Here is a 13,422-nt window from a genome sequence, read left to right as displayed (position 1 = left end):
GGCGAATTGCCAGTTTGAACAGGCTATTCAACGCTTTGAGGATAGGGTTCCAATCCGCCCGGCCGCGGCGCTACGAATTATTCGTCGTGCCGCACCATTCGGCTATGAACAGCGCGATGCTCTTCGTGATCCGGCGCACCGATTCGATGTCCACGCGCTCATCGAAACCGTGGATGGCCTCCGACACCGGCCCGTAGACGAGCGTCGGCGTGTTGCCGTAGAGCGTGAACACACGGCCGTCGAGGTAGCCCGGCGTCGTGAAGGATTCGAGCTTCTTGTCGAAGACGGTCTCGTGCACGCGGGCAAGGGTGGCCTCGGCATCCGAGCCCTCTTCGAGAACATAGCCCTCGGAGTAGAAACCCGTGCGCGTGGCCGTCGCCGTGATCGGATGCCCGTTCGGGTCGGTGCCGATTGCCGCCAGCGCCTCGGTCAATTCGCCCCAGGCATCCTCGGCCGTCACGCCCGGGTAGAGTGCCACCCGCACCTCGATCTCGCACCAGGCGGGAACGCTCGAGGGCCAGTCGCCGCCCGAGATGGTGCCGAGGTTGAAGTTGATGGGATGCTCGAGATCCTCGAAGTAGCGGTGCGAGCCCTTCTCGGCATTCCACCGCTCCTCGACCTGGCGCAGCTGCGTCATGACGTGGTGGGCTGCGTCGATGGCGTTGAAACCCGAGGCCATTTCGCGAGGGTGCGTCGGCTCGCCGGCCACGCGCACGGTCATCCAGATGACACCCGTGTTGGCGCGCACCAGCATGTCCTCTTCGGGCTCGGGGATGATGACGGCATCCGCCGTATAGCCGCGCAGAAGCGCCGACAATGAGCCGTTGCCCGTGCACTCCTCTTCCACCACTGACTGGAAATGGATGGGCGCCGCGGGCAGCAGTCCGGCGGCGACGACGGCGTCGAACGCGAACAGGTTGGCCACGAGGCCCGCCTTCATGTCGCCGCTGCCACGGCCATAGAGCCACCCGTCGATGATCGGGGCATCCCAGGGCGAACGCGACCAGACCTGCTCCGGCCCCTCGGGCACCACGTCGACGTGCCCGTTGAGAATGAGCGAACGACCGGATGTCTCGGCCGGCCGATACGTGCCCACGACGTTGGTCATGCCCTCGTACGACACGGTGCTGGGGCCATAGCCGATGTGCTCGCTGAGCTGCGCGGCATCCAGTTCCCAGCGATCCATGTCGAAACCACGGCGCTGCATCTCGGCGAAGAGCAGGTCCTGCGCCGACCCCTCCCTGGTGCGGCGCGACGGGTGGGTGACGAGCTGCTGCGTGAGGGCGAGCTGCGCGTCGAAGGCGTCGTCGACGGCTCGGCAGATGCGTTCGGAGAGTGCGTTATCCATGAGAGTTCCTTACTGACTGACTATTCGACGATTGCTTTGTCGGTGATGCGCAGGCGCTCGCCGAGGGCGCCGCCCAGCACGGTGATGAGCGAGATGACGATGAGGATGAGGGCGGCCGACCACGAGGCGTTGCCGGATGCCGCGAGGAACGCCGTCGCGATGAGCGGCAGGAACCCGGTCAGCGCACCCGCGATGTTGTAGCCGAGGGCCACGCCGGAGTAGCGCAGCTCGGGCGGGAAGAGTTCGGTGAGCAGGGCGCCCGTCACGGCGTAGGCGATCGTGACGATGGCGATACCCACGGTGACGGCGACGATGATGGCGAGCGGGTTCTTGGTGTCGATGAGCCAGAACATCGGGAACGCCGCGACGGCCGTGAGCAGTCCGCCGATAACCGTCATGCGGCCGGCGCCGAACTTCTCGCCCAGGCGTCCGGCGAATACGGTGACGACGATCTGGAAGGCCGCGGCCACGAGCGTCGCGTTGACCATGACGCCGCGGTCGACGCCGAGGGTGTTGCTGCCGTAGCTGACCACGAACGTGGTGATCATGTAGAAACCGCCGACGCCCAGCATTGCCGCCGCGATGGCAACGAGTAGGCGTCCACCCGCCTTGCGGAACACGTCGACGGCGGGGATGCGCGAGCGCTGCTCCTGCTTGACGAGGTCCTGGAAGATCGGGGATTCCTCGACCTTCAGGCGGATGTAGAGGGCCACGCCGAGAAGCGGGAAGGCGGCGAGGAACGGCAGACGCCAGCCCCACGCGTCGAAGACGTCGGGCGGCAGCAGCAGGGCGAGCGCGAAGGCTCCCGACGAGACGAGCGTGCCGACGGGCGAGCCGATCTGCACGAGCGCAGCGAAACGGCCGCGCTTCTCGAGGGGTGCGTGTTCGACCGCGATGGTCACGGCCCCGCCCCATTCGCCGCCGACGGCCAGGCCCTGCAGCAGGCGCAGCACGGCGAGCATGATGGGCGCCGCGAGGCCGATGGTGCCGAAGTCGGGCAGGAACCCGATGAGCCCGGTCGCGCATCCGATCATCACGATGGTCGTGAGCAGCGCGGGGCGGCGGCCGTACTTGTCGCCGATGTAGCCGAAGAGCAGGGCGCCGATCGGGCGGGCCGCGAAGCCGACGCCGAAGGTGGCGAAGGCCGCGAGGGTGGCCGCCGTGGCGTCGAGCTCGGTGAAGAAGAGGCGGTTGAAGACGAGGGCCGCTGCCGTGCCGAAGAGGAAGTAGTCGTACCACTCGAGGGCCGTCCCGACGAAGGCCGCGCGGGCGATGCGGGCGGCGTCGTGACCCGAAACAGTGGGGGCGGGCGTGCCGGGGGCGGCGGCCGTGTCGGTGGTCTTGCGGGATGACTCGGGGTGGGGCGTAGGCGTGTCCATGGGAGACCCTCCGTGCAGAAGAAACAGGGACCGATGTTGTGGGGAATCCCATCGGCGTCGGTGAACGGCGTGTGAAGAACGGATGACTGCGCCGTGCGTTTCGCTCTATCCTGGGCGTATCGCGGGGTGGCGGCAATGGATGCGCGCAACCCATGAGACGGAAGGTTTGTGCGGATGCACAATTCGAACGACACCGAGCAGCTCTGGCCGGCCGTCAGCGGCACACCCGTCGAGCATGCCATCCTCGCGTGCCTGGGCGAGCTGGATGCCCTCGCGGCCGAGTATCTCGACGAGGTGCGGCAGCTGAGCGGCTACCCCGCCTCGGCCATCACGGACGCAGAGATCCTCGACACGGCCACGGCATCCCTCGAGCTGTTGTTGCGCCTGATCGGCGACCTGCCCGTCACGCAGGATCTGCGCGTCGTGTCGACGGAGACCGGGCGCAAGCGGGCGCGCCAAGGCATCCCGATCGACTCGTTGTTGCGGGCGGTGCGCATGGACTTCCGGTTGATCTGGCGGGCGCTCAGGCGGCATGTTCCGCCCGAATCGCTCGTGCAATTCGCCGAACAGGTGGTGCCGATCTGGGATGCGGTCGAGGTGCATACGACCGACATCCACGCCGGATATCTGGCCGAACTCGCCGTCATGGAACGCGAGGCCGAACACGAGCGTGCCTTCCTGTTGCGCCGCCTCTTCGCGGCCGAGGAGCACGACCCGCGGCTCGTGGGGCAGGTGGCCGAGGCGCTGCGCGTCGACCCGCGCAGCCGTTTTCTCGTGGCCGTCTCGGCCGCCGATCGACATTCAGAGCTGAGGCGTGCCGCAGCCGCGCGCGGGCTCGACGACCAGCTGCACGATATCGAGGGAAGCTCGCTCATTCTGCTCGAGTGCGAACCGGGGGCGGATGCCACGCCACCCTGGTTGCTCGCCCTTCCCGTCGGCATCTCGCCGCGCGCCGACGGCCTGGCCGAGGTCAGTCGGATGTGGCGCACGGCCCGGCTCCTCGCGACCGCGATCCCCGAAAACCATGAGGGCTCCTATTCGGTGCGCGAGAACTGGGACGCCGTGACGGCGGCGTCTTTGGGCGAGTTCGGGCGCGTGCTCGAGCGGTCGGTGCTCGGGGCTCTCGACAGTTGCCCGCCGCGCGAACGAGCGCTGCTGCGCGAGACCGTGACGGCCGTGCTGCGCGAGGGCACCGTGAGTCGCGCGGCGCAGGCGCTCTACTGCCACCGCAACACTGTGCTCAATCGGTTGGGGCGGTTCAAGGAGGTCACGGGCGTCGACCCTCTGCATCCCGGGGATGCGTCGGTCGTGCGCATCGCGCTGGCCGTGGCCGTGGCTGCCGAGGTCAGCGCCGGGGCACGATGATCGGCTGACCCGTCGCGGGGTGCGGCACGAGGTCCACGTCCTGGCGATAGACGGCGCGGATGCGTTCGGCCGTGAGTACCTCGGCGGGGGTTCCCGTTGCGACCACTCGGCCGTTCTCGAGCAGGGTGATCGTGTCGGCGAAGGCCGCGGCCACGTTGAGGTCGTGCAGGACGATGACGACGGCATCCCCGGCGTGTGCTCGTTCGCGGGCCAGCCGCAGAACGTCCTCCTGGTGTTTGAGATCGAGGGCGGCCGTCGGTTCGTCGAGCAGCAGGATGCCGGCGCGTTGGGCCAGCACACGGGCCAGGGCTGCGCGGGCGCGTTCACCGCCCGAGAGAGACGGCACGGGCCGTTCGAGCAAGGGATGCAGCTCGGTCGCGGCGATCGCGTCGGCGACGGCTTGTTCGTCCTCCGCCTCGGCGGGTGTTCCGCGCCAGGGGGAGCGGCCCATGCGCACGACCTCGTCCACGGTGAAGGGGAACGACACGCGGTTCTCCTGCAGCAGCACGGCGCGTTCGCGGGCGAGCTGCTTCGGTTTCCAGGCATCCAGGTGTGTGCCGTGCACCGAGACGTTGCCGGCTGCGGGTCGGATGTCGCCGGCCAATGCCGCGAGCAATGTCGACTTGCCCGCTCCGTTCGGCCCGATCAATGCGTGCACGCGACCCGCCTCGACCGTGAGATCGACGTCGGTCAGGATGCGCGCGCCCCCGATCGACACCGAAACCGATTGCGCGTGCAGGACGGCGTTCACGCCCATCCCCCCGCCTTGCGCCGCGTGCGCAGCAGCAGCCAGAAGAAGAACGGCCCACCCACGAGCGACGTGATCATGCCGATGGGCAGATCGGCGAGGGGCACGGCCGTGCGCGCGAACAGGTCGGCCGTGGCGAGCAGCAAGGCACCGCCCAGCACGGATGCGATGAGCAACGGCAGATGCGCCGGCCCGATGATCATGCGCATCAGGTGCGGGATGACCAGACCCACGAACGCGATGATTCCGGCGAACGCCACGGCCGCGCACACGAGCAGGGCCACGACCACGATGATGAGGATGCGTACGCCTTCGACGTTGACCCCGAGGTGCCGCGCGTTGCGCTCGCCGAGCGAGAACAGATCGAGCGTGCGGGCACTGAGAAACGCGACCACGAGGCCCACGGCCACGAGCGGCGCAACGATGCCCACCTGCGACCACTGCGAACCGTTCAGGCTGCCCAGCTGCCAGAAGATGATCTGCTCGCGCGTGGACGTATCGCCGATGAACGTCATGAGTGCGAGCCCGGCGCCCGCGAACGCGTTCACGGCGATGCCCGTCAAGATGAGTGTCACGACCTCGGTCTTGCCGTTGGAACGGCTCGTGGCATAGACGATGAGCACGGTGGCGAGTCCCGTGGCGAAGGCCAACAGGGGAACGGTCCACTGACCCGCGAACGTCCAGCCGAGAGTGATGGCCGTTGCGGCACCCAGGGCGGCGCCCGACGAGACGCCGACGACTCCGGCATCCGCGAGCGGGTTGCCGAAGACGGCCTGCATGAGCATGCCCGCGGCGGCCAGGGCGGCCCCGATGAGCAGCCCCATGAGCACGCGCGGAAAACGGATGGTGACGAGGGCCTGCTCGGCATTCGGATGCGTGAGCGGAATGCCCAGGTCGAGCCCGAGCCGCGCGAACAGCACCTGCACGACCTCGTGCGGCGGCACGGGCAGTTGGCCGGTGCCCGCCGAGAAGAGCGCGACCACGACGAGCGCGATGGCCAGCGCGGTGAAGAGGACGGCCTTGCGGGTGCGGAACGGGTGACGGCCGGCGCGGCGCGGGGGAGCGGCGACCGTGTCGGCGGGCATCTCGGCGCTCGCGTTCACCGGTCGCTCGGTTGCGGCTGCGGCTGCGGTTGCGGCTGCGGCCGAGATGTCCACGGGTTTCGCGGCGGTCATTCGGCGCTCGGGCTGCTGCTTGTCGTCGTCGTGGTGCCAACGCTGTCGGGTGCCCACAAAGCCCGCGCCAAGGCATCCACGATCTGCGGTGTGCGCGGCCCGAAGCTCAACACATCGCCGTCGGCCATGTCGATGACGCGTTTGTGCTGGCCGGCGGGCGTCGAGGCGATGGCGGGAATGCGCTCGATCAACCCGTCGATGCCGTCCACCGATTCGAGGCCGTCCGTCATCATCAGCAGCACGTCGGGGGCGGCCTGCACGATGGCTTCGGCGGTCATGGGCTTCATGCCCTGCCAGCCGATCTCGCCCGCGACATCGACGCCGCCGATGGCTTCGATCAGGGTGTCGGCGCCCGATCCCTCGCCGAAGATGTAATAGACCCCGGCGCTGCCCCGCACATAGAGGAACATGACGCGCGGGCGGTCGGATGCTCGAGCCGCCACCTCGTCCACCTGCGCCGTCACCGCGGCCAGCTCGCCGTCGACCCGAGTCGAGAGTTGCTTACCAACCGAGCTCACGCCGAGGGCCGTTGCGACCTCGTCGATGATCTGGTCGACATTGTCGATGCGGCGGTCGGGCGTGATGACGACGACGGGGATGCCCGCATCGCGCAGCTGCTGCCGCACCTCTTTCGGCCCGATGGTCGTGTCGGTGAGCACGACGGTGGGTGCCAGCTCGAGAATCGCCTCGCCGTTCAGCGAGTGGCCGCTCGAGGTCACAACTGGAAGGTCCGCCGTGCCGGGGAACGTGGTCGAGGTGTCACGGCCCACGAGGTTGTCGCCCAGCCCGAGCCCCCACACGGTCGCGGCCAGTGTGCCCGAGATGTCGATGGCGAGAATGCGGCTCGCATCTTCGACCGTCACGGCGGTGCCCTCGCTGTCGGTCACGGTGACGGGCAGATCGGATGCCGGAGCCTCGGCCACGGGCTGCACGCCCTGGTTTTCGAGGCACGCCGTCGTGCCGCCCTCGACGGCCGCCGGATCGTCGGCGAGCGCGAGTTCGCTGAGCGGTGTGGCGCTGCCCGGGCACGCCGGCACGGCCGTCGACGTGTTGCCGCCCGAGGCGTTTCCGGATGACGGAGCGCCGGCTGTCTGGCATCCGGTGAGCGCGAGGGTGACGGCCGCGGCCGCCGCTACGGTCGCGATGCCGACCCCGAACGGCCGACGAGCCGAGGCTGGGAGGCCGGACGACGTCGCGCGGGCGGTCGATGTCTGGGAGCGGTGACGAGGGCGGTGAAGGATGCGCACGAGGCCGATTCTGTGGAAGTTAATGAGGTAAGGCTAACCTGAGCTTGACAGGGCCTCGACGGCCCCGATACTTTCTTAGCATAGCCTCACCTAACCCGCCACATCGGCGGAATTCCGGGGCTGACACAGCACTCGACCCGCGCCACGCGCGCCCCGCCACCAGCGGTCCGACCCCTTCTCGGACCGTCAACAGGTATGCCATCAGGAGCACACACCCGTGACAACACACCCCTCCGCACAGCCCGGGCCGCGCACGCGGCGCCCCCTGCGCGCCGCCCTCGCCAGCCTCACCGCGGCGCTGCTCATCGTCGGCGGTTCGTTCGCCGGGGCGACGGCCGCGACGGCCGAGGCGCTCGCCCCCGATTCCTCGACCGCGGCCGCGACGGCCGCAAACCCCGCGGCCGAAAGCCCGGCAGCCGGTGCCGCGTCATCCGACGCTCCTGCCGTGGACGCTCCTGCCGTGGACGCTCCTGCCGCAGCACCCACCGCCGCGCCCCAGGCTGCCGCCGCTGTCGCCGCGCCTGTTCTGACGGTGACGCCCGCGACGGATGTCGACCCCGCCGTCTCGAACACCTTCACCGTCACGGGCACGGGCTACGTGGGCGACGCCGCCGTCAACGGCGCCTACGTCGTCCTCGGCGAGAAGGCCAAGTGGGCGGGCGAAGGCCCCCTCCCCGCCGAGGGCTGGGCGGCACTCTCCTGGGTGATGCCGCGCCAGATCGTCGACGGAAAATTCACCACGACGCTCACGATCCCGGCCGGCACGTTCGACCCGTCGAAGGCCTATCACGTGGGCACGTCGGCCGCGCACGGCCTGTCGGTCACCAACCGCTCGCTCGACGCCTTCGCGGCCATCGGCATCCGCCAGCCCGCGCCCGTCGCCGACCCGAAGATCACCGTCACGCCGGCATCCGATATCGACCCGGCCGTGGCGAACACGTTCACCATCACGGGCACGGGCTTCGTCGGCCCCGGTGCCGCCAGTGGTGCCTATGTCGTCCTCGGCGAGAAGGCCAAGTGGTCCGGCGAGGGCGCCCTGCCGGCAACCGGTTGGGCTGGACTCGGCTGGGTCATGCCGCGCCAGATCGTCGATGGAAAATTCACCACGACTCTCACCATCCCGGCTGGCACATTCGACCCGTCGAAGGCCTATCACGTGGGCACGTCCGCCGCGCACGGCCTGTCGGTCACGAACCGGTCGCTCGACTCGTTCGCCGACCTGAGCATTCGTCAGCCCACGCCCGTCGCCGACCCGAAGATCACGGTCACGCCCGCATCCGATATCGACCCCGCCGTCGAGAACACCTTCACGGTGACGGGCAGCGGTTTCGTCGGCGACGCCGCCGTCAACGGCGCCTACGTCGTGCTCGGTGAGAAAGCGAAATGGGCGGGCGAAGGCCCCCTGCCCTCGTCCGGCTGGGCCGCGCTCTCCTGGGTGATGCCGCGCCAGATCGTCGACGGAAAATTCACCGTCACCCTCAAGATTCCGGCGGGCACGTTCGACCCGTCGAAGGACTACCACGTTGCCACGAGCGCCGCTCACGGTTTGTCCGTGACCAACCGCACACTCGACTCCTTCGCGGGCCTGGCCATCCGCCAGCCCGTGCCCGTCGCGCAGCCGAAGATCACGGTCACGCCCGCATCCGCCATCGACCCCGCCGTCGAGAACACCTTCACGGTGAAGGGAACCGGATTCACGGGCGAGGCGGCCGCCAACGGCGCCTATGTGTTGCTCGGTGACCGCGCGATCTGGTCGGGCAACGGCCCGCTCATCGCCGACGGCTGGCTGTCGACCAACTGGGTCATGCCGCGCCAGATCGTCGACGGCGCCTTCACGCTCACGATCAAGATCCCGGCCGGCGCGCTGGCCTACGGCGTCGACTATCAGGTCGCGACGAGCGCCGCGCACGGGTTGTCGGTCACGAACCGTTCGCTCGACACGTTCCAGCCGCTCACGCTCGTGCCGCAGCCCGCGAAATCCACCAGCACGACGCTCGCCGCCTCGGCGACGAGTATCTCGGTAGGCGAATCGGTGCGCTTCGACCTCACGGTGAGCCCCGCCGTCGACGGCACCGTCACCCTGCTGGATGGCTTCACCGTCCTCGCGAGCGACGTGCCCGTCCGCGCGGGCTCGGGGTCCTTCTCGACCTCGACGCTCTCCGCCGGTGTCCACTCGATCACGGCGCGTTTCCTGCCGAACCCGTCGACGGGTCTCGAACCCAGCACCTCGAATCGTGTGACGATCTCGGTGTCGTCGATCATCCCGCCCCAGCCGCCCACTCCTCCCACACCCCCGACATCTCCGACCACGCCCACGGCGCCCGTCAGTGACCCGACGCGGGCCGGCTCGCTCAGCTGGGGTGTCGTCTCGAGCTTCCGCGCCTACATCACGGGCCCGATCGCCAAGGGTTCCATCCAGGTCTCTGGCGGTGCCACGAGCTCCGGCGGCGCCTTCCAGTTCGGCCAGTCGAACGGTTCGTTCGATCTCGCGACCAACACCGGTTCCGCCGGCTATTCGGGTGCCGTCCGCTTCACGGGCCACGGCGGGGCGCTAGACGTCACGCTCGCCAACCCGCAGATCCAGGTCACCTCGGCCACCGCCGGCACACTGTCGGCGACCGTCAACGGCACGCCGACCACGCTGGCCACGCTCGACCTGCAGTCCGCCGCGCGCTCCACGACAGGCAACTCGGTCACCTACCGCAATGCGCCCGTCACCTTCACGGCCGCGGGTTCCGAGGTCTTCCAGGGCCGCTATGCGACGGGTGATCCGCTCACCTTCACGATCGGTGTGGCGGGGGCTGCTCCGGCCGGCTCTGCGGGAACGGTGGCTCAGGCATCCGGTGCCGCCGCCTCGGCCTCGACGACGCCTCGCCTGCCGGCCACCGCACCCGCGAGCACGGGTATCGTCCTGACCGATGAGACGCGAGCAAAGCTCATCGCGGGCGACGAGGTCACGGTCTCGGCCGACGGCTTCCAGCCCGGCGAGAAGAACATCCGCGTGGTCGTCTACTCGACGCCCACCGTGCTCGCCTCGGGGCTCAGCGCCGACGCATCCGGTGTCGTCACCTGGACGGGCAAGCTGCCCGCCACGCTCGAACCCGGTGAGCACACACTCACGTTCCAGGGGTCGATCAGCAAGGGTGTCGTTTTCGAGCTGCCCGAGGTCACGACGCTCGCGGCGGGGTCGTGCCTGGTCGAGAACGCCACACTCGACTGGGGCTTCAAGGAGTCGTTCCGCAACTACATCGAGGGCATCGCCCGCGGTGGGTGGGAGCTCGCCGACGGCGCCACCTACACCTACCCGACGTTCGGGTTCACGGGTGGAAAGGGCTCCTACAACCCCGAAGAGTCCTCGGGTGTGGTGTCCTTCGGCGGCAGCATCCGGTTCACGGGTCACGACGGCGCCCTGAACACGACCCTGACGAACCCTCAGATCGAGTTCGTCGACGACACCACGGCCTACATCCTGCTCGACGTCTCGGGCACGACGCAGGACGGTCAGGCCATCGCCGACTCCGCCATCCGGTTCGCGAAACTCGACCTCGCGTCGGGCACGGTGAACCAGGTTGCCGGCAGCGTCACGGGTGCCGACATCGCCGCGGTCCTCACCGACGAAGGGGCCGCCGCGTTCGGCACCTACGCCGCCGGCGAGGAACTCGACCCGGTCGCCTTCACGGTTCCGCTGCCCGCCGACTGCGGCGTCGCCGCGGCCCCGGCTGCTGAGGAGGAGGCCGAGGTGACGACGACCGATACCCAGGCCGAGCTCGCCGCGCCGGCCGCATCCACGGGCGACACCTCGTGGATCGTCTGGACCATCGTCGCCGCGTTCGTGCTGCTCGCGGCCCTGGCGCTCGTATGGCTCGTGGTCGCCCGTCGCCGGGCTGCATCCGCCGCTGCGGCAACAGGCTCCGGCTCCGGCCCCGGCTCCGGCCCCGCCTCGAACGACGTGACGCCCGGCCCCCTGGCCTAGCCTCACGCCGCGAGGGCCGTGCCCCAAACGCGGCCCCCGCCAGATCGCCCCCGGTGCCCACGCGCCGGGGGCGATTCTGGTGCCGCGCACGTTTCGGAGTTCATCGAGCGCGCTACTCCGACATCCGATTCCTGTCCACCCCCGCCCCTTTTCGGGCGCGAGCCTGCCGAATATCCGCCGCCGTTCCTAAACTGGTGCCGTGAAAAAGTGGGCATCGATCGTGGTTACCGGCTCGCTCGTCGCACTGATGAGCGGCTGCGGCATCATCGTGCCCTCCGACCCCGATGGCACGCTGGACAGTGTGCGCGGCGGCGAGTTGCGGGTCGGCGTCTCACCCAACGACGACTACACGGTGGTAAACGGGGATGACGTGAGCGGCAGCGAACCCGAGGCCGTGCGCGCCTTCGCCGCTACCCTCGACGCCGACGTGGACTGGACCATCGGATCCGAGCAGGCCCTCGTCAAGAAGCTCGAGAACGATGAGATCGACCTGCTCATAGCGGGCATCACCGACGACACCCCCTGGGTCGACAAGGCGGGCGTCAGCCGCCCCTACGCCGAGCACCCGGGCGAGGACGGCCGCACGGAGAAGCACGTCATGCTCGTGCAACTCGGCGAGAACGCGTTCCTCAGCGAACTCGAACGTTTCCTCAGCGACTACACACGGACGGAAGGCTGACCGTGGCCCGTTCATCGTCACAGACCCCCGTGCGGCTCGGCCACACCGAGTTGCCCGAGCGCCAGACCGAGGTGCTGCGCCGAGCCATCCGCCTCGAATGGATCACGATCGGCTTCCTGGCCGTCACGGTGTCCCTCGTCTTCCTCGTGCTCGGCAACTCGCAGGCCATGAAGACGGCGTGGATCGAGGACCTACTCTCCTTCATCCCGCCCATCGCGTTCCTCGTCGCGATCCGCGTGAACCGCCTGGCCCCCACGCGCCGGCATCCGTATGGCTACTACCGCTCGGTCGGGGTCGGTCACCTCGTCGCGGCCGTCGCCCTCACCACCATGGGCACCTACCTCATCATCGATTCGGCCATCGGCCTGATCTCGGGCGAGCATCCGACCATCGGCACGGTCGACCTTTTCGGAAACGTCATCTGGCTCGGCTGGCTCATGATCGGCGTCATGGCGCTCACGGCGCTGCCACCCGTCTTCATCGGCCGCGCCAAAATGAAGCTCGCTCGCGAATTGCACGACAAGGTGCTCTACGCCGATGCCGACATGAACAAGGCCGACTGGATGACGGCCGTGGGGTCGATCGTCGGCGTCTCGGGCATCGGCCTCGGGCTGTGGTGGCTCGACTCGACCGCAGCGTTGTTCATCGCGGGCAGCATCCTGTCCGACGGCGTGCGCAACCTGAAGTCGGCGGTGCTCGATTTGATGGATGAACGCGCCACGACGTTCGACGAGAAGAAACCTCACCCGGTGGCGGCGGAGGTCGAAGACTATCTGCGCGGCCTCGACTGGGTGGCCGAGGCCGGATGCCGCACGCGCGACGAGGGCCACGTCTTCCATATCGAGGCGTTCGTCGTGCCGCGCAAACGCCGCCTGCCCTCTCTCGAAGCCCTCGAGGAGGCGCGCGACGGCTGTGCTGCCGTCGACTGGAAGGTGCAGGACGTTGTGATCGTGCCGGTGTCGAAACTGCCCGACTTCGTCTGATTGCGATCCCGCACCCGATTGCGATTCATCTGCGCACTTCCCGCCTGATACTGTCCCCCCAAGTCAGAAATGCCTGACGCGCTCCAACAAGGGATGTAGCACCATGGGAAAACTCATCTACGGGATTGCCCCCGCTATCGAAATCGACGACCGCGGCCTCCGCCACCTGCAGGTCGCCATCTTCACCAAGCTGCGCCGCGACGAGCGCTTCACCTTCAGCTGGGGCGACGAACCCCTCGTCGGTGAAGACGTCGCGCTCGACGGCGAGGAGGGACGGTATGGCACCGTGTGGCTCTCGAGCGCCGCCTCCCTGTACTTCAGCTACGACCGCCACCCGTCCGGCCCCCTCAACAAGGCGTGGGTCGAAGCCCTGCTCGAGGTCGCCAACCGCACGGGGGGCCTGCGTCTCATCTCCGAACCCGCCAGTAAATAGGTCCGACCTGATCCGGCCAGATCCGACCTGATCCGACCGCCCGCCGTTCGCGCTCGTTCGCGTCCGGCGGGTTCGCTCGCTTGCCGAGCCTC

10 protein-coding genes are annotated in these 13,422 nt (G+C 68.8%); 5 read left to right on the top strand and 5 right to left on the bottom strand.

What is annotated here, in order from left to right; genetic code table 11:
• Positions 1-70: 70 nt before the first annotated feature.
• Both ACZ6IE_RS12310 and ACZ6IE_RS12305 read right to left on the bottom strand, forming a co-directional pair.
• A complete protein-coding gene (locus ACZ6IE_RS12310) occupies positions 71-1,348 on the bottom strand; it encodes an ArgE/DapE family deacylase (protein WP_464608178.1) in 1,278 nt (425 codons plus the stop codon).
• 20 nt (positions 1,349-1,368) lie between these two features.
• Entirely contained in the window at positions 1,369-2,727 is a 1,359-nt protein-coding gene (locus ACZ6IE_RS12305; protein ID WP_464608177.1) for an MFS transporter, read from the bottom strand.
• 174 nt (positions 2,728-2,901) lie between these two features.
• Here ACZ6IE_RS12305 and ACZ6IE_RS12300 point away from each other — a divergent pair, with 174 nt between their 5' ends.
• Positions 2,902-4,092: an RsbRD N-terminal domain-containing protein gene (locus ACZ6IE_RS12300; RefSeq protein ID WP_464608176.1), complete on the top strand. Its 1,191-nt coding sequence runs from the start codon at positions 2,902-2,904 to the stop codon at positions 4,090-4,092.
• Here the strand turns inward: ACZ6IE_RS12300 and ACZ6IE_RS12295 are convergent.
• The 3 genes from ACZ6IE_RS12295 to ACZ6IE_RS12285 all read right to left on the bottom strand — a co-directional run bounded on the left by ACZ6IE_RS12295 (position 4,073) and on the right by ACZ6IE_RS12285 (position 7,262).
• The gene (locus ACZ6IE_RS12295) at positions 4,073-4,849 is read right to left on the bottom strand and encodes a heme ABC transporter ATP-binding protein (protein ID WP_464608175.1); all 777 of its coding nucleotides are present in this window, start codon (positions 4,847-4,849) and stop codon (positions 4,073-4,075) included. The genes ACZ6IE_RS12300 and ACZ6IE_RS12295 overlap by 20 nt on opposite strands.
• Positions 4,840-5,925 (bottom strand): FecCD family ABC transporter permease, encoded by a 1,086-nt coding sequence (locus ACZ6IE_RS12290; protein ID WP_464608635.1) that lies wholly within the window; start codon positions 5,923-5,925, stop codon positions 4,840-4,842. Before ACZ6IE_RS12290 ends, ACZ6IE_RS12295 begins: the two co-directional genes overlap by 10 nt.
• Before the next feature lie 86 nt (positions 5,926-6,011).
• Positions 6,012-7,262, bottom strand: coding sequence for a heme/hemin ABC transporter substrate-binding protein (locus tag ACZ6IE_RS12285; RefSeq protein ID WP_464608174.1), 1,251 nt, complete (start codon positions 7,260-7,262; stop codon positions 6,012-6,014).
• A 217-nt stretch (positions 7,263-7,479) separates the two neighbouring features.
• Between ACZ6IE_RS12285 and ACZ6IE_RS12280 the strand changes: the two genes are divergently transcribed.
• The 4 genes from ACZ6IE_RS12280 to ACZ6IE_RS12265 all read left to right on the top strand — a co-directional run bounded on the left by ACZ6IE_RS12280 (position 7,480) and on the right by ACZ6IE_RS12265 (position 13,330).
• Positions 7,480-11,235 carry an HtaA domain-containing protein gene (locus ACZ6IE_RS12280; RefSeq protein ID WP_464608173.1) on the top strand — a complete coding sequence of 1,252 codons (3,756 nt, stop codon included), beginning with the start codon at positions 7,480-7,482 and terminating at the stop codon, positions 11,233-11,235.
• Between the two features lie 199 nt (positions 11,236-11,434).
• A complete protein-coding gene (locus ACZ6IE_RS12275) occupies positions 11,435-11,914 on the top strand; it encodes a transporter substrate-binding domain-containing protein (RefSeq protein ID WP_464608172.1) in 480 nt (159 codons plus the stop codon).
• Positions 11,915-11,916: 2 nt separating this feature from the next.
• Positions 11,917-12,897 (top strand): cation diffusion facilitator family transporter, encoded by a 981-nt coding sequence (locus ACZ6IE_RS12270; protein ID WP_464608171.1) that lies wholly within the window; start codon positions 11,917-11,919, stop codon positions 12,895-12,897.
• Between the two features lie 103 nt (positions 12,898-13,000).
• Entirely contained in the window at positions 13,001-13,330 is a 330-nt protein-coding gene (locus tag ACZ6IE_RS12265) for a DUF7882 family protein (RefSeq protein ID WP_464608170.1), read from the top strand.
• Positions 13,331-13,422 lie beyond the last annotated feature (92 nt).

The organism is Okibacterium sp. AC114 (genome assembly GCF_979253355.1).
Note: the sequence above shows the minus strand (reverse complement) of the source record. Positions and strands in the feature narration are given on the sequence as shown.

Excerpts from the sequence above, each read along its gene's own strand:
- ACZ6IE_RS12310 (WP_464608178.1), bottom strand. The coding sequence starts at position 1,348 with ATGGATAACGCACTCTCCGAACGCATCTGCCGAGCCGTCGACGACGCC.
- ACZ6IE_RS12305 (WP_464608177.1), bottom strand. The coding sequence starts at position 2,727 with ATGGACACGCCTACGCCCCACCCCGAGTCATCCCGCAAGACCACCGAC.
- ACZ6IE_RS12300 (WP_464608176.1), top strand. The coding sequence starts at position 2,902 with ATGCACAATTCGAACGACACCGAGCAGCTCTGGCCGGCCGTCAGCGGC.
- ACZ6IE_RS12295 (WP_464608175.1), bottom strand. The coding sequence starts at position 4,849 with ATGGGCGTGAACGCCGTCCTGCACGCGCAATCGGTTTCGGTGTCGATC.
- ACZ6IE_RS12290 (WP_464608635.1), bottom strand. The coding sequence starts at position 5,925 with ATGCCCGCCGACACGGTCGCCGCTCCCCCGCGCCGCGCCGGCCGTCAC.
- ACZ6IE_RS12265 (WP_464608170.1), top strand. The coding sequence starts at position 13,001 with ATGGGAAAACTCATCTACGGGATTGCCCCCGCTATCGAAATCGACGAC.